This window comes from Paenibacillus sp. JNUCC 34, from assembly GCF_058269055.1.
In genome coordinates, this window is record NZ_CM177770.1 from 5,349,554 (window position 1) to 5,373,025 (window position 23,472).

The window sequence follows — 23,472 nt, forward strand, 5'->3', positions numbered from 1 at the left end:
CTCCAAGAACGAAAGCCCTACACGTCACATCCAGTCCTGTCCCTGCAGTTCAATGAGCTGACGCAGCTCTCCATCGGACATTTCTGTCAGCCACGTCTCACCCGATCCAACCACCTGCTCGGATAGAGCCTTTTTCTGCTCAATCAACTCATCGATCCGCTCTTCCAGCGTTCCCTGACTGATCAGCTTATGAACCTGAACGTTCTTATGCTGACCGATCCGAAACACCCGGTCTGTTGCCTGGTTCTCCACCGCCGGATTCCACCAACGGTCATAATGAAGCACATGATTCGCACGCGTCAGGTTCAGGCCGACTCCACCCGCTTTCAAGGAGAGCACGAAGAAGCTTGCGCCTTCGCCTTCCTGAAAAGCACGAACCATATCATCCCGTTCTTTTTTAGGCACTCCGCCATGCAGGAACGCAGGCTCCTTGCCATAGCGCTTGGTCAAGAACTTCACCAGCAGCTCCCCCATACCAACATACTGTGTAAAGATGAGTGCCGATTCCTCCACATCTGTTATACTGTCGAGTATTTCGATCATCCGCTGCATTTTGCCTGAGGACTCCATCTTTGGCGTACGGCCGTCCTCTCCCCGCAGCAGCTGTGGATGGTCACAAATCTGCTTCAGCTTGGTCAGGGAGGACAGCACTAATCCCTTACGAGCCATACCCGTACGATTCTCGATCTGTCCTAGCATTTCATCTACAACAGCCTGATACATAGCCCCCTGGACCTCTGTCAATGGACAGTAAGATTTAATCTCCAGCTTCTCCGGCAGATCCTTACGGATGTCCGGATCGCTCTTGAGTCGGCGAAGCATGAACGGCGACACCAGCCGGTGCAGCTCATGAAGTCTTTCATCCTGACCTTCTCCAAGAGCGTAACGCTGGCGGAAGGCATTAAACGAACCCAAATAGCCCGGATTCAAAAAGTGGAAGATTGACCATAACTCTCCCAGCCGATTCTCCACCGGGGTACCCGTCATGGCGATCCGGTGTGGTGCAGATAACTTCATCACGCTTTGCGCCTGTTTGGTTCGATAATTTTTAATATATTGAGCCTCATCCAGCACAACGCTGGACCAGCTAACAGACGATAAATCCCCGCCATCGCGTCCAGCCAGGTGATACGTGGTCAACACGATATCATACTGAAGTGCTTCTTGCTGAAACGACTCACCCCTTAGCCGGTGGACACCATGATGGATATAAAGGGAAAGATCGGGTGCGAAGCGCTGCAATTCCCTCTGCCAGTTTCCAAGCAATGAGGTTGGACAGACGATCAGAACAGGACCACTATGCCCTACTCTTCTCCGGTCTAACAAACATGTAATGACCTGAACCGTCTTACCCAGACCCATATCATCAGCGAGACAAACACCAAAACCCAGATCACGCATAACACTCAGCCACTGGTAACCTCGCTCCTGATAGGGTCTCAGCTGACCATGAAGCGAAGACGGAATCTGGCGACTGGGAAGCCTGCGCTCCTTTTCCCCGTCCAGCAGTGCCGACAACAGCCCAGTCGTCTCCACTTCTTCAATAAAGAGCCCCTTCCACATGCGCTCTCCGTCCATTTCGGCCGTAAGATGCATCCATTCGGACAGCTCCATTTCACCCTGTTCATGCCGCTTCATGAAGCGGAGCACCTGATTGATCTCCTTCAGATCTACCTCAATCCACTCGCCCCGGAACTGTACATATGGCATATTGGCCTCCGCCAATGCCGCCAGCTCTTCCCGGGAAAGCTGCTGTCCACCAACGGCAGCCGATACCTCAAATGATACAAGATGCTCCATGCCGAGAATAGGCGAGTGGTTGTCTACGCCGCCGTTTGGAGACGTGTCCTGCATCATTTTTAGCGACAAACCAACCCGGCGTCTTCCTTCCCGGCTCCACTTGGATGGCATTTGAACCGTCACACCGGTACGTGTTAGCCTAGGCACGGATTCCCTCATGAAAGATGAGAGCTTCTCCAGCGGCAGAACTACAACTTCCGGAGCAGGTCCCCTCAAGCCTTCTGCCAGCTCAGCAGATTGATCAGCCGCCCCCCCAATCGCTAGAAGCAGCTGTTCCTGAATCGATGTATATGTACGTCCGCGGACCAGAAGATCCTGGTCTCTGCTGCTCCATATACTGTGCGCCGACAGCCACAATCCTTCATCCTCCCGGCCTCCGGCCCATAAGGATAAACGCCAATCCTTCTGCTCCTCCTCTAGCGGTGGCTCCAGCCGGAGGCCAAGCCGAATATTTCCATTCTCCGGAGGCAGATCTTCGCCCTCTGTATAGGGGAGGACTGTGTGTCCGGCAGACTCGACTTCACGGGTTAAATCATTGACTTCCTCCGCAGCTCCCTGCACAGCAATTTCACGGCTTACGGTAAGTAAACTGTTCCACCACAGCTCTGTCAGCGGTGAACGTCCTCGGCGGTAATCCCGCAAGTAAGAAGAAAGTTTCCCTTCAATGCCCCTCACAGCTTCCCTTGCCTCGGCATCGATCATCGAACAGAGGAACGAATAGAGAACAATAGCCCCCGCTTCTTCCCGAGTCGCCGGTTCACTTCCTGCCAGTGCCGCAGGAACGCCCATACATATCGGTGGTATATTAGCCGCCAACTGCAAAAATCGCTCCGCGTCTTCCCCTGTAAACTGAGGCTTCCACACCGCTTTGACCATGTGCATGGTGGCGCTTCGTCGCCGCCCGGCCGAAGGAACCTCGGCGGTTCCCGGCGCAATCCGGCCGCGGAGCTGCAGCTCCAGCGCAAACCTGGCTGCCGTTGACCAGTATTCCATTTCTTCTCCCAGTTTAAGACCCTGGTTCTGATAAAACCCAGTATCCAGAGACAGCAGCATCGTGAACGCATCTCCCGGGGTCAGGGCCAAACCTTCCATCGTTCGCCCGCCCAGTGTCTTGCGTTCCGTACGTCTCGCACTCTTCACCACTGCCGATTGAGCAGGGTATCTCATTTCTGCCAACCGGAGCGAGGCATGCGCAAATGGACGGATTCCGTCATCAAGCTGAACCTTTCTTATGACCCTACTCCATGCGTCCACTTTGGGTTCCGATACTTCACCGGAGAAACAAAAGAAAGCGTCTCCTAGCCATACGCCATACAGCGGTTGATTCATGGTTGTCTCCTGTCTTTTTTCCTGCTTTACAGATATTATTCTTATCTTAAACGATAGCGGACTAATTTCAAAACGATATCCTGTTCATGAGACATCCTACATATTCATTATCTTTTCATTTATCTGACACTTTTTAGTTTTTATTCCGTAAATATCTATTATAACGTGTTTCGGGGAGGTTGGTTTACATGGCTATCGGTTTTATTAGTATTTTTGGAATCTTCGCGTTACTTATTCCCTTTATGTTCTTCATCCTTCATATCGCCATCTGTGTCTGGGGCTTCCGTGACGCCAGACGCAGAGGCAGAAGTTCTGAATATGCCCTGCTCGTGGTTCTGGGCCTCTTGTTCTTTCCCGTCGTCGGCGTCATTGTGTATCTCCTGATACGTGATTATTAACAGAATGAGCCTTCAATAGTCAGTTACCCAAGGAGAAACACCTTCAGCATCCTACATTAGGATGAAGAGCGTTTCTTCGGAAAATATGAGATTATAAATGCGTGAAACAAGATATTTGCACCTACAATAGCGTCATCTGTGTCCGTTAGCATTCAAAATGTGTAAAATCACCCCAAATAGCGTCTCCTGTGTCCGCAGCTCTAAAACCTGCTTATTGTCCAGGTCAATAAAAAGTCTTATAGTGCTCGATGTAGGTATGCTTATGGCATACCATCGCCATTTCTACATCGGTACGATGAAGTCAAAGTCAAACACTGATTTTGAATTTGAGCTATATTTGCACAAAAAAAGGTGTCCACTGCCGTTACGGCAAGCTGGGCACCTCTTTTAACATATGACGGGATACCCGTATTTACATACGCTGTTACACTAATTGCGTAGACTTTTTCTTACTTCTTAATTCTTACCTCTTACTTCGTTTTCAAACTAGCCCAAGACTGTTCCAACGCCTCGAACAATTGAGTTTTGTCCACATTGCCTGCGACATACCCCTGCATTTGGCTGCCGAATTCGTTCATACCGCCATCAGGGAATTTGTTAAATTCCCAGCTAAGAGCTTTACCTTCCTGGCTGTATTTCATAACATCGGATCCCAGATCACCAAGCAGCTCCGTATTCGCTTCAATGGATTTGAAAGCCGGAATGAATTTAAAGTCTTCAGTGATATATTTCTTACCTGTTTCAGAAGTTACAAGCCAGTTCAAGAATTCCTTTGCTTCATCCTTCATCTTAGAGTCCTTGTTGACAACCCAGTTGTTAGGTACGCCGATTGGAAGTTTATCGTTCTGCTCTGCATTGTCGTTAATTGGCATCGGCAGGAAACCGATATTCAAGTCCGGGTTGATGCCGTCAATCTGAACCTGTGTCCAGTTACCGTTTTGCGTCATAGCAGCTTCACCACTTGCAAATGTCGTAATTTCGGTATTGTAGTCGGTTGTCAGCGGATTCTTCTGTCCATATTTCAATGTTAAGTCAAACAGGTTAGTCCACTCGTCAAGCACTGCATTGCCGACCATTTTCTCTTTGCCTTCGTTCAGACCTGCTACAAGTGCATTGGGATCCTTCTGATGGGCAAACCCGATGTTAAGCAGGTGGTTGGCCAAAATCCATGTTTCCTGATATCCGTTCACAAACGGTGTAATTCCGGCTGCTTGTAACTCCTGAGCTGCTGCTTCCAACTCGGTCAACGTTTTAGGAAGCTCTGTAATCCCTGCCTTGGCAAACAGGTCTTTGTTATAAATAAATCCATAACCTTCGATTGCCATTGGCTGACCATAAAGCTTGCCGTCCTTCGTCATAGGCTCCTTCGCAACATCCACAACGTCACTTACCCATGGCTGGTCCGACAAATCTTCAAGCTTCTCAAACCAGGTATCCAGATCTCTGTAGCCGGCGACATTAAAGACGTCAGGCTGATCACCGGAGGCAAATTTTGCTTTCAATGCAGCGCCGTAGTCCGAACCGCCACCGACGGTCTGAATGTCCAGCTTGATGCCTGGATGCTCTTTCTCGTATTCTTCCTTCATTTTGTTCATAGCTTCAGCAATTTCCACTTTAAATTGGAAAATTTTCAGCGTCTTGGTTCCGCCTTGGCCACTATCAGCCTCTTTGTTATCTTCCTTGGCACCGCCGCAGCCTGCCAGAAGAGTTGAAAATGCCAATACCATCACTAGCGCGAGCTTACTGTATTTCTTCATTGATGAATCCTCCCTTTTGTGTTTACTCAATTGAAGAATAATGATAACGCTTACTCCCTTAGTATAATGAACCTTTTTTTATAACATCAGGTACGATATTGATATAAAAGGGGGATGGAATTGACCAGTCCTGAAGTTACCCTTTAACCGCACCTGCAGTGATTCCTTCAATGATATATTTCTGCATTGCAAGGAAAAATATGATAACTGGCGTAATTCCGAGCACAAGGGCCGGTAGGGCCAGATCCCATTGTTTTGTATACTGTCCAAAGAAAGCAAAGGTTGCAATCGGAATGGTCCGCAGCTCGGCGGATGTCAGGATCAGGGATGGAAGCAGATAGTCATTCCAGATCCAGAGCGTGTTCAGAATGATAACCGTCACAAACATCGGCTTCATAAGCGGGAATACAACCCGGAAGAACACCCCGTAAGGACTTGACCCATCCACTGTTGCCGCTTCTTCGATTTCGAGTGGAATTGATTTTGTAAAGCCATGGAACAGGAACACACTCAGCGGTACACCAAATCCAAGATAACAAATAATGAGTCCATACAAGCTGTTGCTGAGCCCAATCGTTGACGTCACTTTCACTAGTGGAATCATAATGGATTGGAAAGGAATAACCATCGCCGCTACAAACATTGCGAAGAGCAGCCGGTTAAACCCGGTATCGCGGCGTACCATCTGATAGGCTGTCATGGCGCTGAATAGAGCAAGAAGCAAATTGCTGATAACCGTAACAACGAGCGAGTTCCAGAGTGCAGACGGGAATTTCGTAATAGTCCAGGCTCGAGAATAGTTGGTCCATTCAAAAACCGTTGGTAACCCTGCGGAATCCGTGAGCAGCTCGCCGAACGATTTAACCGAGTTCACGAACAGGAAGTAGAACGGAACCAGAAAGATCAAACCGATCAGAATCATCATAATTTCAGTAAATAAGGTGCCAGCACGGTATTTTTTGATCGCGTCCATCAGGCTTCGACCTCCTTGCTTTTCGTGAATCGAACCTGCAAACTTGTAATAATGGCTACTACCAAGAAGAAGATAACTGCTTTGGCGGTACCAAGTCCAAGACGATTGTTCGTAAAGGCTTCATTGTAAATATTCATAGCAACCGATTCGGTGGAACCGAACGGTCCGCCCTTCGTTAGGGACAAGTTCAGGTCAAACATTTTGAAGGACCAGGAAATAGCTAGGAACAAACAAACCGTGACAGCTGGCATAACGAGCGGTAAAATGATAGACCGGAGCACTTGGCCGCGGCTTGCGCCGTCGATCTCGGCGGCTTCCAAAATATCCTTCGGCACGTTGTTGAGCGATGAGATGTAGATAACCATAAGATAACCGGCTGTCTGCCACACGAACACAATGACAATCGCCCAGAAAGCCGTTCCCTTTGTACCGAGCCATGGGAGTGTGAAGAAGGGAATGTCGGTCATATTGCCGATAGCTGAAAACCCTTTCACAAATATGAACTGCCAGATGAAACCGAGAAGCAAACCGCCGATCACGTTCGGCATAAAAAAGATGGTCCGTAGCACATTACGTGTCTTCAAAGGCTTCGTAAGCAAGTACGCCAGGAAAAACCCAAGCAGATTCGTAAAGATAACGCCCAGCACAGTAAAACGGGTTGTAAACCAGAAGGCGTCTCGGAACTTCGGATCATTCGTAAAAATCGTAATAAAGTTGTCGAAGCCGACCCACTCAACCTGTTCGGATACCCCGTTCCAATTCGTAAAAGAGTAATATAAACCGAGCAGGAATGGAATGATCATGATAAGGATGAAAAAAAATGTGGAGGGGCCCACGAAAATGAGCTGTTGAATCCAACCTGATGCTTTTTTACGTTCCATCTTGATCTCCCCCTTTTCTTTTTCGTTTTTGTAATATGTAATGCAATTATGCGATACCAGAAAGACAATAAACACAGAAGATCATGAACCGATAGGAGTAAAATATTGACCTGATCATTTGTCCTACATGAAAGTCTGAGGTGACCCTATGAAAGTCCGTAGTATCCGTACCCGTCTTATTCAGTTCATGCTCGCTATAACAACCATTCCACTGCTTCTATCGCTAATGATCACATGGGTGCACACCCGGGAGTCCGTCAAGGAACAGACTGTGAATGAAAACGTGCGGTTGATTTATCAAGGAAAAACAAACCTGACCAACTATTTGAACAACATCAACCGGGCTTCTCTGTCCGTATACTCCGACAATCACTTCCTTCTCAATCTGGCACTGAGTCCGGACAACTATCGGGTGGTAGCGGAATTGTATACCACGCTCCAATCCATCTTAAACACGAATTCGGATATTCACCAAATTTACATGCACAACAATCTGTCCGGCCAATCGACTCAAATCACGAGCAGCGTTCCCCGCCGGGAGTTCCGCACAGAACCGTTCCGTCGACTGGAGCAGTTCGGTAATGGCGACACCGCTATTGAACCTGTTCATATGAGCCACAGTTACGGCTTCTCTTACCGGCCGGCTGATCTCGCTAGTCTACCGGTATTTACGTTCTATCGTTCGATTACCAATATACCGTCTAGCAAACAACTAGCCTTGATGGCCATCGATGTGAAACTGGACAGTATAACGGAAATCTGTGAACAGCTCTATGCTGCAGGAGAGGAACAATTCTACTTGATTGATGATACAGGCCTTGTGATATACAGTGAAAATCCCGATGAGGTTGGGACAACGTTAAAAGATCAAGCTTTGATGGATGAGATGTCAGACAAAGAGAGCGGGTATTTTGATGGCAGCAACGCGATGAGCATTTATGAAAAACTGGACGTGACCTTTGCTCCCTGGACGTTGGTGAAGCAAATTCCGCATCAATCCTTGTACAAAAATTCAATGGAACTGACGAGTATCAATCTGATCATTGCCTTGCTGGCACTCCTAACCGTCATTTTCGGGACACTGTGGATTTCAATACGTATTACACAACCAATTAAACAACTTGCAAGCTATATGAATCAGGTACAGACCGGTCGACTGGACGTCGAGATTGATGTGAAGAGACCTGATGAGATTGGTGCATTGGCCCGCCGTTTCCGTCAAATGATGGATACTATCAACAACCTGATTCTTAAGGAATACAGACTCGAGCTCGCCAATAAAACGAACCAGCTCAAGGCGCTTCAAGCTCAAATCGATCCTCATTTTTTGTACAATTCATTGCAATCGATCGGCACATTGGCCCTGCAAAATAACGTTCCGCGAATCTATTCGCTGCTCTCTTCTCTCGCCAACATCATGAGGTATAACATGCGCAACAGTGAGGCCATGGTTACACTGAGAGATGAATTGAACCACCTTGAGTTATACCTTGAACTGCAAAAGGAGAGATTTGGTGACCAGCTCGAAGTCGTATGGGATATTGATCCGGATACCCTGAGCGCTCCCGTTCCCAAGATGATCTTGCAGCCTATCGTTGAAAATTATTTCAAGCATGGCATGGACAACCGTTCGGATACTGGACGCCTGTCGGTATCCGCGAAGGTTACGGAAGAACATCGATTAATCATCAGGATAGAAAACACAGGAACTTCTATCGATACAGACGAGCTGTTAAAGCTCCAGAATCTGCTCCAACATGCCGCCGGACAAGAGGAAATAAATAACGGCTATTCTATAGGACTGAACAACGTGCTGATGAGACTTAATTTGTATTCCGACAATTCCGCGCTGCTCTCTATCGAGAATGTGGAGCCGCACGGCGTTGCAGTCACTTTGGAAATCAACGCATGGGGAGTGAAATAAATGATGAAAGCAATAATTGTTGATGATGAAAAGCATGTCAGAGAAGCCATTCAACTGTTAGCGGATTGGAAAAAACACGGTATCACAGAAGTACTCCAAGCCGCTGACGGTGAAGAAGCTGTGGAATTAATCCGTGAGCATTCGCCCCAGATTGTCATGACCGATATGCGTATGCCACGGAAGAACGGTGCTGAATTGCTGACCTGGCTGTATACCGATATGCCTGATGTTAAAGTGATCGTCATCAGCGGCTATGACGACTTCGAATATGTTCGCCATACGATCCGCCACGGCGGTATGGATTATATTCTCAAACCTGTGGATCCCGCCGCTTTGAACGAGGCGCTGAAAGAGGCAGCCACTGCCTGGCACCGAGATGAGGAAAAGCGTCGTCTGAGCAGGATCCAGGAAATTGAAATGAATCAAATGAAACCTCTTTTTATGGACCGGCTCTGGACAGACCTCATCACTGGTAGAGGAAACAAATATCAGCTGGTCCAGCAACTTAGAGATCGGAATTCACTCGCGATTCATGTCAACGCCTGCTCCGTGGCCGTGATCAGTGATATGCACTTCGACAAGGAGCTGCTGTCTAAGTTTCGTAATCGGCGTGATCTGCTTGCCTTTACTCTGATCAACATTTGCAATGAGTTGTTGAAGCTTAAGGGCGCAGCTTTCCGGCATATGGATAAACCGGGTACAATCATCATTCTATGCTGGGATACGGTCGTTCCCTTATCGTCGATCCTTAGCCAGATTAATGACGGAATTTATGCCACGCTTCACCGCCACGTCCATTTCGGCACCGGAAATAGGGCGAAGTTCCCTGAAGAACTTCCGAGGGCCTATCAAGATGCTGAACAAGCACTGTGGTGCCGTAATTTATTGGATAAAAGTCTCCGTATTCACAGCGGCTGCTGTGTTGAAAGCAGCGGTGCCAGAACATTAAGACTTGCCTCCTATGAGGAGAAATTCCGGCTGGCTGCACTAAGCGGCAGCAAAGAACAGATTGAATCCGCAGCTGATCAATGGTTGAACGAAGTGCGTCAGCGAGGGGCTTTATCTCCCGAGTATCTGACACGGTGGAATTCGGAATGGGATTGGCTCCAGCATTACTGGACTGAACCTGAAGTCAGCGATGGACAAACGCCTGAGGAGGATGTTGAGATTTCACAGGACCTCCCTTCCCCACTTCCACTGGATGAGGAAGGACTACTCTCCTGGGATATATGGAGACTGCAGATTACCGGCCGGATACAGGCCGCTTCGAGGGTCATGACGCAGATGCATTCCAAGGAGAACCATATCATCCATGATATCGCTCGATATTTGGAGCGTTCGTATCATGAGGAAATATCATTGCAGGATATTTCCTCCCGCTTCTTTTTGAGCCGAGAATACATATCCCGTAAGTTCAGACAGGAATTCGGCGTTACCCTCTCCGATTTCCTGGGCCACATCCGGATCGATAAAGCCAAGATGCTGCTGTTAAATCCCCATTTGCGGATTGCCCAGATTGCCGAGATGGTCGGATATCAGGATGAGAAATATTTCAGCAAAGTGTTCAAGAAGCTTGAAGGGCAAACGCCCAATGATTACCGGAAGGAAAAAGCATCAGAGTAAGCTTCTCGATCTGGTTACAGGCTTGATTTTAGATGAATTGGGTATATTCAATAATAACGATAGAAACGTGTATGCGCATGGTTTATCCATCTTTCAATCATCCAAGCTTGTATTAGGAGGAGATACGATGTACCGAACCAACTCTTTTCGTTGGTGGAACGTATTAGCTTTTGCTGCTGTCATCATCATCAATGTCCTGTCTGACACGCTACCGCTCGGCGGCAAAACAACAAAACAAATTTCAGAACAGTATTATATTTACATAACCCCTGCCGGTTACGCGTTTACGATCTGGTCCTTGATCTATGTACTTTTAGCCGGGTTTATTTTCTATCAGCTGCGCAGAGATACCGGGACACGCGACTCCGTCGAAGATATAGGCATATGGTTTATTCTCAGCTGTATATTCAATATCGCTTGGCTCTTTCTGTGGCATTACCTCTACATCGAATGGTCGGTAGGGATCATGCTGCTGTTGGTGCTGTCGGCCTTGGTCATATACCGCAAAACACGCAGCATTCATTATCCGACAACCGGAGAAACGCTATTTGTAAAGCTGCCGTTTAGCATCTATCTTGGCTGGGTATGCGCCGCTTTTGTGGTCAACGTTGGAATTGTCATTCATAAAAACGGCTGGTCCCCTTTAGGATTAAACGAGCTCGGCTGGAGCATTGCCCTTCTGTGTATTGGAGCTGTCCTAGCTATACTGATCAGCCGTCATTACCGCGACAGCATTCTTCCGTTGGTGTTCGTCTGGGCTTATTTGGCGATTTCTATCGAGCATAAGGACGTGGATAAGATTTTGCTCTCTTCATTTATTCTGGCTGCCATTCTGTTCATTTACGCGATATGGCTCTTCTTTGCCCGAAATAGAGAACGGGATTAACCTTGGATGACTACTCATATAATCAAACAGGATTTAGTGATTGTTGTATAAAGTGCAACCATATTTCGTGATATAGCGCCAAGGGACGGATTGTTGCATGTAATACAACAATAAGGATAGATAATCATTTTTTCACCTCTATCCAGGAGGGATTGTTGTAGAATCTACATCAATATCAGTAGGTTCAGGCATTCTGCTCGTCTAATGTTGTATGACATACAACATTACTTATCTCATCAAGTTTGATCATGGTACATCCCATGCAACTTCTTAATCATCAGCTCTAGTTTTGATGAGCTAGTACCGTTATAAGAAGAACATCTATCGACATATATCAAAAAAGCTGTCCCGCTCTTTGGACCCCTATGGGATCCTGAAGCAGAACAGCTTTCTCTTTGGCTGATTGTTCTTATTTCTTAACTGCAATGACCTCGATTTCTACAAGTCCGTCCTTCGGAAGACGGGCTACCTCGACCGCACTACGCGCTGGATACGGCTCTGCAAAAAAGCTTCCGTACACCTCATTCATCGCGGCAAAATCATTCATGTCTTTCAGGAAAACCGTCGTCTTGACGACCTGATCAAGCGTTGTGCCTGCGGCTTCCAGAATCGCCTGTACATTACTGAGGGAGTACCGGGTCTGTTCAGCAACTCCTTCGCCAAATTGTCCTGTCTCCGGGTTCAACCCGAGTTGGCCGGAAGTATATACAAACCCTCCGATTTCTACCCCCTGGCTGTAGGGTCCAATGGCTCCAGGAGCCTTTGTGGTGGATAGAATATTTTTCGTCATATGTATTCCCCTCTCTTTAGACTATCTAGGTCCTATGTAATAATTACTGGGTTGTTACTCACCCAGAACATGGATAACTTCGTTAGGATATACATGATTTCCTCTTGTATTGGTTATGGAAATATTAACCATAGACTTGGCGACTTTGACAGCTGGCACTGCACGATACGGAGAGAGTCGTCCCTTAAAGGCAAAATCCAGCTTTGTCATCAGCACAGAAGCGACTCCCTCACCCAAGCGCCTCTCATCCCGGTCGCCAAGCAGCAGTGATGGACGGAAGAGATGAAGCCCCTGAAACTGAAGTCTGCACAGTTCTTCTTCCATTTCTCCCTTAACCCGGCTGTAAAAGGTTCTGGCTTTCGGATCGGCACCAACGCTGCTTACGGCCAGAAATTGACTAACCTGTGCCCCCTTGGCCAGCTCGGCACCGGTAAGGACATATTCGAGATCCACCTTTCGGAACTGTTTTTGCGAGCCAGCTTTTTTGATCGTTGTCCCCAGACAGCTGAATACGCTGTGAACACCGATAAACGCCTCCCCATAGTGATCCAGCTTGTCCCAATCCGTTTGTATCACGGTCAGTTTGGGATGGACGATATCTGGCGGACGTCTGACAAGGAGCCGCACCTCGTCAATACCTTCACGATTCAGCAGCTCCTCCGTCACATGACGTCCCACCAGTCCCGTGGCTCCCATAACGAGTGACGTTATCCCCATGGAAGCTCCCCCTTTTTCACGACTATAATTTATGATATAGGTTCTTTGTTATTACTTATATTCTTATATGTCGTACGAATTTATGTCGTACGAAGTACTTTTCGTCCAAGTGTCAAAGCAGTCAGCAGCAGAATAACACCAACGAAAGCCTGAAATCCGTACTGCTGAATCCAAACCGGTGTGTCCTTCATCATTTTGAACACCTGGCCTCCAATCATAGGGCCCAAAAATGAGGCTAACCCGGTAATTGCTGAATACATCGCTATAAACATCGGCCGCTCACTCTTCGGTGTATCCCCGATCATAAAGTTGAACGCCAACTGGTTAAAGCCCCCAACACCAGCCCCAAGCAGCATATGAGACAGCAGAAGGACAGGAATGACCGGCAGAACGGCCAGCAATCCCCAGGACAGGCAGGAAAACGCGATTAACGGAAGCGTCCAGAACAACAGCCTGCGGTTGCTAAAACGTGCATTCAAATTGCCCCAGACATAAAAGCCCATCATCATGATGGCCGTCTGGGCCACTGTCATAATCGATACGACGGAATACGAAATATGCAGTATATCCAGCATCGCGTAAGAGTAAAAAGGCACCACCAGAGTTTGAAGAAACAGCCAGCCCCCGAGAAACAAAGTAGATTTAATGAATGGCTGATCCGAGAGCGGATTTTTCACCATCGGCCAAAACTTTGTTTCCTTGGAACGCTCAAACGGAGGGTCCGGATACAAGAAAAACAATGATAAGTTCGCCGCAATCGCAATCCATGCAATGATAAACAAGATCAGAAATCCCGTGCCTCCGGGATGACGATCCAGAATCATCCCCCCGATAAACAGCGTTACCGCGCCCAATGCGTTCAAGATCGTATTCCGAATGCCAAAATAACGGCCTCGAACCTTGGAGGGAACCATGTCACTGATGACCGATGTCCAGATAATGCCGGATACGGTACCGGCAAGAAAAGCACCCATGTACAGCACCAGGAACGAAGGAATCCACCATTTCTCGTCAAACACGAACGGTATGACTCCCGTTGCCCCCCACAATATCCGGTTCAGGAAAGTAGACACGATCATGGCTTTCTTTCTATGCTCCAGACGCTGAATCAAAAAAGCCGTCAAAATCTGAAAAACGTTAAAAAATGTGGTGACAGCAAGCACAAATCCCACTTCACTGGCTTCGGCACCCAAATACAACAGATAACCTGTCAAAAACGGACCTCCGAGCAGCGTCTGGTAAATAACGGCCGGAACACCTTCCCAGGTTGCCGTGAGTAAGTGTCTGCGCTGAGGGGAAACCTGCCGATGCGACTTGTGCATAACTCTTACAGCCTTAATGGGGATACACTCCTTTGGTGACTTATAATGGCTGATCAAACTCTCTCTTTGACCCCATTCTACACCCGGATTAACCCCTGTCAATACGGCTGAAAAAATAATTGTGACGTTACGATTCCATCCAAAATATGGGCTAAATCATGAGGGATCGAAAGTCCAATTACTGTCCAGCCATCGCTGCTTCATTAATATGGACTCCTCCTGCTAACAGTCGTGTTCCGACATACTAACATACAGACGAACATACAGACGAAAAATTAAATTTTATATAAAAAATCAAGTTTTAAATAATTAGTGATTATTTTCACATAAAACTCCTTCTACATATGCTAAGATTCCATCGAATGGTAGTCATTGTGACTTACCTTTCCAAGCTTTTACCGGGTAAAAAGCCGCATATCTAGACCATTTAGACGGAATAAAGTGTCGGCTAACGTCGTATTCCGGCAATATCTTTCGTTGTTAAAATGTTTCAACATTTTAATATCATATTTTTCACCAAATTTTGAACAAAAAGTGGAGGTCATTGGTATGAAAAAGAAATTGTCCATCATTTTGTCCGGAACTCTGGTCCTTGGAGGACTGCTCGCAGGCTGCGGCGGGGAAAAAGCTGAGGAACCTGCCAACACGGAAAAACCTGCTGCTGAAGCACCCGCAACAGAAACACCTACTACGGAGGCAAAAGCTGGCGAATACACAGACGGAACCTACTTCGCTCAAGGCGAAATGGACGAAAAATCCGGCTGGCAGTACAACGTAACCCTTAAAGTTGAAGGTGGAAAAATTACGGACGCTAACTGGAACGGATCCAATATCAAAGCTGGTCCTGACAAGAAGACCCTCTCTGAATCCGGTGAGTACGGCATGAAGGAAAAAGCCGGTGCTCAAGCCGAGTGGCACGAACAAGCTGAGAAAGCCGAACAGTTCCTGGTTGAGAAGCAGGATCTCGCAGCTATCACTTATAACGAAGAAGGCAATACAGATGCGATCAGCGGTGTGTCGATCCATGTGAACGACTTCGTAGAAATCGCTCAGAAGGCAATTCAAGCTGGACCTACTGAAGCTGGAACTTACAAAGATGGAGGTTACCATGCTGAAGGAGAAATGAATGCCAACAGCGGATGGAAATCAACTGTTGATCTGACAGTTGCCAACGGTAAAGTTATCGCAGTTTACTTCAGCGGCGTGAACGATAAAGGCGAAGACAAACAAGACTTCTCCAAAGACGGAAACTACGGCATGAAGGAAAAAGGCGGAGCACAGGCTGAATGGCATGAGCAAGTTGAGAAAGCTCAGCAGTTCTACCTAGAGAACCAAGGCGTCGGCAGCTTGTCTTTTAATGAAGAAGGTAAAACAGATGCGCTTTCCGGTGTATCCGTAAGCGTTCAAGAGTATTTCCAGCTTGCTGAAAAAGCGCTCGAAGGAGCTAAGTAAGCGACAAAAAATGAAAATACTACTGCAAGCAGAAGACCGGGAGCATGCTCCCGCTTCTGCTTTTGGCAGCACAATAGACCAATGAGGTGAGCTTCGTGAAAAAGATTGTTTTACTGGGCGGTGGATACGGCGGCGTTCATGCAGCCAAAAAGCTGGCTAAAAAGTTCAAGAAGAGCAATGATGTACAGATTACTCTGATTGACCGCAATCCCTACCATACCCTCCTGACTGAGCTGCATGAAGTAGCAGCTAACCGGACACCGGAGGATTCAGTCAAGATTGATCTAAAAAAAATATTTGCCGGGCTAAACGTTGACGTCGTGCTCGACGAAATCAACAATATCGACTTTGATGGCAAAAAGCTGAGTTCAGAAACGGCTGTCTATGATTACGACTATCTGGTCATAGGTACCGGCTGTAAACCAACCTTCTTCGGCATTCCGGGTGCGGAAGAAAATGCATTCACCCTCTGGTCGTTTGAAGATGCGGTACGTCTGAAGGAGCAAATCCGTCACAGCTTCCTCGAAGCAGCTAAAGAGCTCGACCCAGCTGTGCGTAAGTCAAAGCTCTCCTTCGTCGTAGTAGGCGCCGGCTTTACCGGTGTTGAGCTCATCGGTGAAATGGCTGAATTCCGTGATGAATTGTGCAAAGAGTTTTATATTGATAAATCCGAGGTCCGGCTCGTTGTAGCGGATATGGCACCAAAAATCTTGCCTATCCTGCCGGATAAACTGATCGCCAAATCTGAGAAATACCTCCGCAAAGTCGGAGTTGAAATTATCACCAGCGCCAAAATTACCGGTGTCGGCGAAGACCGCGTCATTCTCGGAGAAGGCAAGGAAATCATCGCTAACACAATCGTATGGACAGCCGGTGTCGAAGGCTCCGAACTGGTCGGAAACCTGGACGTTCAGCAGCAAGGACGTAAACGGATCGTAACGAATGACAAACTGCAAAGTGTTGATCATGAAAATGTATATGTCATAGGTGATAACATTTTCTATGTTCCGGAAGGTGAGACCCGTCCCGTACCACAGATGGTAGAGAACGCTGAGCAGGCTGCAGCGCTGGCCGCACACAACCTGATTGCGGACATTACTAACGGAACGAAGAAATCGTATAAACCGGCGTTCCATGGCACCATGGTCTGCATCGGCAGCCGTTATGGTGTAGCCAATGTGGGATTGCCGAATAAAATGTTCATGCTAACCGGGTTTTTCGCAATGCTATCCAAGCATTTCATGAACATGTTCTACCTTTCTACAGTTGCCGGCTTCAACAAAGTTTGGTCTTATATGATGCATGAATTTTTCCATGTAAATAACCGCAGAAGTTTCCTCGGGGGACATTTCTCGAAGCGCTCCCCGAATTTCTGGCTCGTCCCGCTGCGTATATATTTGGGTATTATGTGGTTAACCGAAGGATGGGAGAAGCTGCTTAAAATCATAGATGATCCGAACCGGATCTTCCTGATCCCCCCTGCTCCTTCAGCAGATGCAACAACTGCGGCAACCCAAGCGGTTGAAGCAGTCACCCAGACTGTTGACGCACAGACAGCTGCTTCTGCAGTAACAACCGCGAAGGATGCTATTGAAGCTCTTCCGGTGCCTGGCTTCATCAGCAGTATGGTCAGCGGCTTTATGGATATGTTCTTCTATACTGCAGACGGAGGTTATACCGCCCTTGCTTCCGTATTCCAAGGGGGTATGGTAGCGGCTGAGATTGTGTTTGGCCTCATGCTCATTGCCGGTCTGTTCACAGCTGTTGCCTCCATCGGTACCATTGCGATGGGTGTTATGATCTGGACGTCCGGTATGGCCCCTTATGAAATGTTGTGGTTTGTAACGGCTGCTATAGCTACAATCGGCGGTGCCGGAAGCACACTTGGCCTCGACTACTATGTACTGCCTTGGCTGAAAAAGCATTGGAAAAAGGTTCCTCTCGTGAAACGTTGGTATCTGTATACCGATTAACAAATTGAATTATTATTTCTTAAACAAGGAGGTCATATGCGATATTAACGTGTATGACTCCTGTTAATATGATCTCGTTTTGAGGATGATCTTCCGCAAAACTTCTCGAAGGGGTGGGCTTAATGAATACTCGACTGATGAACGATACCGTACGTTTACTGCATGAAGAATGGTCCCCGATTGCCGGAATCGTCCTGGATGTTCCTTGTCACGATATGAACCGGCTAGTTCAGGTACTGGATCATCATCAGTTGGAGCCTAAACGCCAGACGGTTTTGCTAGCACTCTACAGCCTGCTCCACATGGCGCGAGAACGTCACCGGGACTGCTCGTTCAGTGATCCCGATCTGACTCGAAACATATTGGACGGCGATTATCTATACAGCCTTTATTTACAGATGGCCGTCAAATTCAAGGAAACGGATCTGGTAAGCCATCTGGCCCCAGTGCTGAAACGGCAGAAAATTGCTTTGGCGGAAGGGCGATTGATAGACGAAGATCTTACGATGCATTTCGAGAAATTTCTATGCGGTGAATATAAGCGCAAACAGACTGGAAAAGCGATGTAACGAGGAGGAATCAGGGATGAAGCTTCATGAAGCATTGAATGTAGACATCAACCGGGTGAACCGGGAAATAGAACAAATCGTCAAGCATGACCCTGATCTCTCTCGTTCATCTGTCGTATCCAAAAGTGTGCTTGAGCTCGTTCGATCCGGCGGCAAACGGCTACGTCCTTTGATGGTGCTGGTTGGCTCCCGATTTGGACCGAAGCCTGCAGGACGCAAACAGTGGCAGCTTGCAGCTGCAGCCGAGTTCATACACGCAGCTTCGCTCGTTCATGACGATGTGATCGATCGTTCAGACCTGCGCCGTGGACAACCAGCGATGCATTTGAAGACCGGCGTCAGCCAGGCCGTTCATATCGGCAGCTATATGTCGCTGCGTATTGTAGAACTTCTCTCCCAATATGCATCGGATCAGGAACGGTATGTGCATGATTTATCATCTATCGCAAGCACCCAGCTGTGTATTGGGGAGTACCAGCAAATGGCCCATGCTTTCGACTACGATCAAACACTTGAGCAATATCTAGAGAAATCCCGTAACAAAACAGCGCTGCTCATGGCTACCTGCCTGAGAACCGGAGCTCTCTCCTCAGGCTGCGAATCACAAACGGCGGACCTGCTATATGAATTTGGAGAATGTTTAGGCATGCATTTTCAGATTCAGGACGACTTGATGGATTTCACGCAGGATGCCGCAACACTCGGCAAGCCCGCGGGAAGCGATCTCCGTCATGGCCAAGTCACTCTCCCCGTACTATTCGCTCTGCAGGACCCGGCTCTCTCTGGAATGATCCGCTCCATCGGTCCGGACTCTCCTGATCCCGATATCGAGCAGGTTCTGGAGGCAATCCGGCAAAGCGGAGCGCTTGAGAAGACAGTGCAGTTCAGCCGCTCGTATCTGGAGCGTGCTAATGCCATTATCGAGCAGCTGTCCAGCTTCCCGGCTCATGAGGATCTGAAGGTTCTTCTTGATTACTTCTCGGCAGCTTGATTTACAACAAAAGGTGTCCCAAAGGTCATAAGACCAATGGGGCACCCTTTTTGTGTTGTCTGTTACGAGACGCTGCGCGAACGGACCGTTGCTCCAATCGCTGTGTCGGCTCGTCCTCTATATTGAATTCTCTTTCCTAGTTAGCTAAATAAATAAAATATACCCGCTATTGTAAACGAAACGATACCAGCTACAGCAAACCATGTAGCTACTTTTTTCTTTAATTCACGGTCATCCTTAGATTCCGAATAAAAATTACCTCTTTGTTGATAACCAGTAGTCCATGCTCCAACGCAAAGTCCAGATATAAATATGCAAGTAAATCCAATATATACAAACCACTGCATAATAGAGCCCCCTTCCAAGTCACCCTCTTTCTTAACAACGTTTATTTCTGGCAATAGTTATGTTTAAGACTGAAAAAAGTCGCTTCCCTTCGGCTTTCCGTTAGCGTAAACTAATTTCTCGGAAGACTGTTATCCTCTAATACTAATAATGAGACTTTCTTGGCTATTGTCTCTTTGTCAAAAGATACTTTTCCAGAAGCCCATAAGTAACCAGCCTCAAGTATGATGTTTGCATAAATCGGTACATAAAAACTCTTCTCCATGTCTGTATATTTGATATTTAAACTTTTCGATAAATATTTTTTCAACTCAATTAAAATTTTTTCTTTCAATAGCGGGATTAAACCTAAATAACTGTGGCGACATTTAATATTCGGTTGTTGATGATAGTCGCATACCGCTAGAACGAGCTGATATATGCTTTCTTTATCGAATTTCACGACTCCTGATGTGCGTTTTTCAATGACTGCCGAAGCAGACTCATCAACAATGTAGTCCAATAATTCGTACTTATCATTGAAATGCGCGTAGAAAGTAGCACGATTCACTTGAGCCCCTTTTGTTAAATCAGCAATTGTAATTTTTTCAAAATCCTTTTCATTCACTAAATTAACAAAAGCGTTAATCAAAGACTGCTTTGTTTGAGTCATTCGTATATTCCTTACTTTTGTCCCCACTTCATTCACTCCTTACATCAGAATTTTTGAGCGGAGCTCAATGTCACTCCTAACCTGACAATTTTTCAGTTTTGTTGCTATAGCAACATTTCCTCCATTATTGTTGGTTGTTCTGTTTAGATATTGGTTGTATTTTTATTAAAGCAACACATGTTTGTTTAATATATCACTCATAAGGAGTTTATGAAAGATGAATATCGCTGCCGGATTTCATGCGACTCGAAAAGAATATCCCAGTATCGATCACGAATGAGGAGAATGCAAATGAAAACAATACTTGTAACAGGCGGAACAGATGGAATTGGAAAAGGGGTTGCTACTCACTTTTTAAAAAAAGGTGATCGTGTAATAGTGGTCGGCAGTTCATCTGCTAAAGGCGATCTTTTCTTAAATGAAGCTAGACAGTTAGGAGCAGAGGGAAGGGCCATTTTTCTTCAAGCAAATTTGAGTTTGGTAAAAGAAAATAAGCGCATTATTGAAGAAGTAAAAAGCCGGTTCCATTCTTTAGATAGGGTCGTTTTTTGTGCAACCAATCACAAGCCCAGAAAAGAATATTCGGAATCACCAGAGGGATTTGAATTTAGTTTTGGGTTATCTTATTTGAGCAGATTCGCTCTTAGTTATGGTTCAAAAGAGCTTTTGGAAAACTCTGATAACCCTGTTATTCTTAATGTTTGTGCTCCAGGAATGAATGGTACGGTTAATTTAGATGATATCCAAAATAAAAATAATTATAACGGTGCAAAAGCTAGGTATCATGGCAGCCGACTAAACGATTTACTAGGTGTTGCCTTTGCCCACAATGATACTATTGGAAAGATAAAATATATTCTCTTTAACCCTTGGGCTGTCCAAACCTCTGGAACTTTTGAAGCTTATGAAAATCCTGTTACGAAGAGTATCATGAAGCTAATTTATAAAACAATAGGTAAACCGGTAGAAGAAGCAATTCTTCCTATCATCGAATTGTTAGAGAATCCGCCTAAACCTTCTTTATCTGCTTATAAACAGCGAAAAGAAGTAAGTCTTACGATGAAAACTTTTGATAAAGATAATGCTCAAAAGCTTTATAACAGAACGGTTCAAATGCTGGAAGGCTTATCAAAAAACATTTAATTGGAGGAAAAGAAAATGAAAATATTAGTGACAGGTGCTACAGGACAACTAGGGGCAAAGGTTGTAGAAGCATTATTAAAAATTTTACCAGCGAACGAGTTAGCTGTTAGTGTTCGAAATCCAGAGAAAGCAGAAGGATTGCGAGCTCGCGGAGTAGAAGTTCGACACGGAGACTTTGATAAACCAGAAACATTAGATTCTGCTTTTTCAGGAATTGATCGACTTTTAATTATATCTACGTTTGGGAATCATGAAACATTAATGAGACAGCATACGAATGCTGTAGCTGCTGCCGGGCGTGCTCAAGTAAAATTTATTGCTTATACTAGTGTAACAAATGCAAGTGAAAGCAAATTTTTCCTCGCTCCACTTCATCGAGCTAGAGAAGAAGCTATTTTGAAAACAGGTATTCCATACTCGTTTTTAAGAAACAATTGGTATTTGGAAAATGAAATTGGAAGCATACAAGGCGCGATGGCAGGAGCACCTTGGGTAACATCAGCAGGAACAGGAAAAATAGGCTGGGTACTTCGACAAGATTTAGCGGAGGCAACAGCAAATGTATTGACCGGAGAAGGACACGAAAACACGGTTTACGAACTTTCCGGTAAGCTAATGACTCAAGAGGAATTAACATCTTTTCTTGGAGATGTATTAGGGAAAGAAGTACCTGTACAGCAAGTCGATGATACTACTTATGCGAACATGATGAAAGGTGCAGGGGTACCAGAAGCCTACCTTCCTATGCTCGTAAACACACAAAAAGGTATTCGTGATGGTGGATTAGAGATAGAAAGTAACGATTTAGAAAAATTACTTGGTCGCCCTGCTACACCAATAAACGAGGCTTTGAACCAAATTGTTAGTCAAAGCTCTGTGAAATAATGTGAATCGTCATGTCGGGTCTTCGCAACTATGCGACAAACCTGCACAATGAATTAGCGAACGATTCGTACACGCAGCGTCTTACAACAGACAATGGGGGCGTCCCAGGTCAATGGACCTTTTGGGACACCCCCGGCCTGTTTTAATTATAGAACAGCCTCTTAATGCTTTATCCTATAAATCATTCACAGCATCAACTCTTTGCATCCTCCCTAACCCCCACTGACCGCGTCAGGAGACGCTTAAGCCCGGTCGTGGGCTACGGTCAAACCACCAGTATGGCTGCACCCAGCATGACGAACAGCAGCAAAAAGCCCGTATCTCTTGCTTCCCATGACAGGCTATGGAGGCTGGTCCGCGGCTCGTTTATCACAAATCCCCTGGACTCCATGGAATGAATGAGATCCTGCGCCCGGCGAAAGGCACTGACTGTAACGGGCACGAGCAAGGCGACGAGCATTTTGGCCTTATCCTTCCACGGCAACTCCTTCAGATCTGCTCCACGGGATGCCTGAGCTTTCAAAATTTTATGTGTCTCATCCAATATTGTCGGAATGAACCGGAGTGCTATGCTGATCATCAGACTGAGCCGCTCCGGGTGCATCCCGACTTTTTTCAACGGCTTGAGCACACCTTCCAGACCCAGATTCAGCTTGCCAGGTGTTGTTGTAAACGTCAGTATAGCCGTGAACGATACCAGAAGAGCCATCCGCATTACGCTGAGCAGGCCAACTTCCACTCCGCCGCTAAAGAGGGTGAACGATCCCAGACTAAGCAAGGCCTCCCCACTTTTAACCGTGAGCACCTGAATGACAAATATAAACACCATAAGGAATCGCAGTGGCTTCATCGCCTTGAGGTAATAACGGAACGATATTCGTGTGCTATACATAATCAGAATGGAAAAGAGCGCCGTTAGCGCCATGCCCGGCCATGAGGACACCATGACGATGACCGCAACGTACAGCAGCATGGCCGCAAGCTTCGCCCGTGGATCCAGACCGTGTATCCAAGAGCCGGTATCAATGCTCCTTCCGATTATCAGCTTGTCGCGCATAATCC

At 46.6% G+C, this 23,472-nt stretch carries 20 protein-coding genes; 10 read left to right on the plus strand and 10 right to left on the minus strand.

What is annotated here, in order from left to right:
* Positions 1 to 24: 24 nt before the first annotated feature.
* A complete protein-coding gene (locus tag AC2TF5_RS24765) occupies positions 25 to 3,129 on the minus strand; it encodes a DEAD/DEAH box helicase (RefSeq protein ID WP_491299750.1) in 3,105 nt (1,034 codons plus the stop codon).
* Positions 3,130 to 3,317: 188 nt separating this feature from the next.
* On the opposite strand from AC2TF5_RS24765, the gene AC2TF5_RS24770 reads away from it, so the two are divergent.
* Positions 3,318 to 3,527 carry a PLDc N-terminal domain-containing protein gene (locus AC2TF5_RS24770; protein ID WP_208915961.1) on the plus strand — a complete coding sequence of 70 codons (210 nt, stop codon included), beginning with the start codon at positions 3,318 to 3,320 and terminating at the stop codon, positions 3,525 to 3,527.
* Between the two features lie 470 nt (positions 3,528 to 3,997).
* Here AC2TF5_RS24770 and AC2TF5_RS24775 read toward each other — a convergent pair whose 3' ends face one another.
* The 3 genes from AC2TF5_RS24775 to AC2TF5_RS24785 form a co-directional block, all read right to left on the minus strand.
* Entirely contained in the window at positions 3,998 to 5,284 is a 1,287-nt protein-coding gene (locus AC2TF5_RS24775; RefSeq protein WP_491299751.1) for an ABC transporter substrate-binding protein, read from the minus strand.
* Between the two features lie 136 nt (positions 5,285 to 5,420).
* The gene (locus tag AC2TF5_RS24780; RefSeq protein WP_491299753.1) at positions 5,421 to 6,257 is read right to left on the minus strand and encodes a carbohydrate ABC transporter permease; all 837 of its coding nucleotides are present in this window, start codon (positions 6,255 to 6,257) and stop codon (positions 5,421 to 5,423) included.
* Positions 6,257 to 7,138, minus strand: a complete 882-nt coding sequence (locus tag AC2TF5_RS24785; RefSeq protein ID WP_491299754.1) for a carbohydrate ABC transporter permease — start codon at positions 7,136 to 7,138, stop codon at positions 6,257 to 6,259. The genes AC2TF5_RS24780 and AC2TF5_RS24785 overlap by 1 nt, the downstream gene beginning before the upstream one ends.
* A 148-nt stretch (positions 7,139 to 7,286) precedes the next feature.
* On the opposite strand from AC2TF5_RS24785, the gene AC2TF5_RS24790 reads away from it, so the two are divergent.
* The 3 genes from AC2TF5_RS24790 to AC2TF5_RS24800 all read left to right on the plus strand — a co-directional run bounded on the left by AC2TF5_RS24790 (position 7,287) and on the right by AC2TF5_RS24800 (position 11,571).
* Positions 7,287 to 9,062, plus strand: coding sequence for a cache domain-containing sensor histidine kinase (locus tag AC2TF5_RS24790; RefSeq protein ID WP_491299755.1), 1,776 nt, complete (start codon positions 7,287 to 7,289; stop codon positions 9,060 to 9,062).
* The gene (locus AC2TF5_RS24795; RefSeq protein WP_491299756.1) at positions 9,063 to 10,685 is read left to right on the plus strand and encodes a response regulator; all 1,623 of its coding nucleotides are present in this window, start codon (positions 9,063 to 9,065) and stop codon (positions 10,683 to 10,685) included.
* Between the two features lie 127 nt (positions 10,686 to 10,812).
* Positions 10,813 to 11,571: a TspO-related membrane protein gene (locus tag AC2TF5_RS24800; RefSeq protein ID WP_491299757.1), complete on the plus strand. Its 759-nt coding sequence runs from the start codon at positions 10,813 to 10,815 to the stop codon at positions 11,569 to 11,571.
* 409 nt (positions 11,572 to 11,980) lie between these two features.
* On the opposite strand, the gene AC2TF5_RS24805 is transcribed toward AC2TF5_RS24800, so the two are convergent.
* From AC2TF5_RS24805 to AC2TF5_RS24815, 3 genes are all read right to left on the minus strand, one after another.
* Positions 11,981 to 12,361, minus strand: a complete 381-nt coding sequence (locus tag AC2TF5_RS24805; RefSeq protein WP_241931916.1) for a RidA family protein — start codon at positions 12,359 to 12,361, stop codon at positions 11,981 to 11,983.
* Between the two features lie 54 nt (positions 12,362 to 12,415).
* Complete coding sequence (locus AC2TF5_RS24810) at positions 12,416 to 13,078, minus strand: NAD(P)H-binding protein (RefSeq protein WP_491299758.1); 663 nt, start codon at positions 13,076 to 13,078, stop codon at positions 12,416 to 12,418.
* Between the two features lie 80 nt (positions 13,079 to 13,158).
* Entirely contained in the window at positions 13,159 to 14,400 is a 1,242-nt protein-coding gene (locus AC2TF5_RS24815; RefSeq protein ID WP_491299759.1) for an MFS transporter, read from the minus strand.
* Positions 14,401 to 14,949: 549 nt separating this feature from the next.
* Between AC2TF5_RS24815 and AC2TF5_RS24820 the strand changes: the two genes are divergently transcribed.
* From AC2TF5_RS24820 to AC2TF5_RS24835, 4 genes are all read left to right on the plus strand, one after another.
* A complete protein-coding gene (locus AC2TF5_RS24820) occupies positions 14,950 to 15,852 on the plus strand; it encodes an FMN-binding protein (RefSeq protein WP_491299760.1) in 903 nt (300 codons plus the stop codon).
* Between the two features lie 95 nt (positions 15,853 to 15,947).
* A complete protein-coding gene (locus AC2TF5_RS24825) occupies positions 15,948 to 17,825 on the plus strand; it encodes an FAD-dependent oxidoreductase (protein WP_491299761.1) in 1,878 nt (625 codons plus the stop codon).
* 122 nt (positions 17,826 to 17,947) lie between these two features.
* Positions 17,948 to 18,394, plus strand: a complete 447-nt coding sequence (locus AC2TF5_RS24830) for a hypothetical protein (RefSeq protein ID WP_491299762.1) — start codon at positions 17,948 to 17,950, stop codon at positions 18,392 to 18,394.
* A 16-nt stretch (positions 18,395 to 18,410) separates the two neighbouring features.
* Positions 18,411 to 19,385: a polyprenyl synthetase family protein gene (locus AC2TF5_RS24835; protein ID WP_491299763.1), complete on the plus strand. Its 975-nt coding sequence runs from the start codon at positions 18,411 to 18,413 to the stop codon at positions 19,383 to 19,385.
* Positions 19,386 to 19,525: 140 nt separating this feature from the next.
* Here the strand turns inward: AC2TF5_RS24835 and AC2TF5_RS24840 are convergent, their stop codons facing one another.
* Positions 19,526 to 19,732: a DUF5316 family protein gene (locus AC2TF5_RS24840; protein ID WP_491299764.1), complete on the minus strand. Its 207-nt coding sequence runs from the start codon at positions 19,730 to 19,732 to the stop codon at positions 19,526 to 19,528.
* 110 nt (positions 19,733 to 19,842) lie between these two features.
* The gene (locus tag AC2TF5_RS24845; protein ID WP_491299765.1) at positions 19,843 to 20,409 is read right to left on the minus strand and encodes a TetR/AcrR family transcriptional regulator; all 567 of its coding nucleotides are present in this window, start codon (positions 20,407 to 20,409) and stop codon (positions 19,843 to 19,845) included.
* Positions 20,410 to 20,673: 264 nt separating this feature from the next.
* Between AC2TF5_RS24845 and AC2TF5_RS24850 the strand changes: the two genes are divergently transcribed.
* The gene (locus tag AC2TF5_RS24850) at positions 20,674 to 21,525 is read left to right on the plus strand and encodes an SDR family NAD(P)-dependent oxidoreductase (RefSeq protein ID WP_491299766.1); all 852 of its coding nucleotides are present in this window, start codon (positions 20,674 to 20,676) and stop codon (positions 21,523 to 21,525) included.
* A gap of 15 nt (positions 21,526 to 21,540) precedes the next feature.
* A complete protein-coding gene (locus AC2TF5_RS24855) occupies positions 21,541 to 22,410 on the plus strand; it encodes an SDR family oxidoreductase (RefSeq protein ID WP_491299767.1) in 870 nt (289 codons plus the stop codon).
* A gap of 265 nt (positions 22,411 to 22,675) precedes the next feature.
* On the opposite strand, the gene AC2TF5_RS24860 is transcribed toward AC2TF5_RS24855, so the two are convergent.
* Positions 22,676 to 23,467, minus strand: coding sequence for an energy-coupling factor transporter transmembrane component T family protein (locus AC2TF5_RS24860; protein ID WP_491299768.1), 792 nt, complete (start codon positions 23,465 to 23,467; stop codon positions 22,676 to 22,678).
* Positions 23,468 to 23,472: the final 5 nt, after the last annotated feature.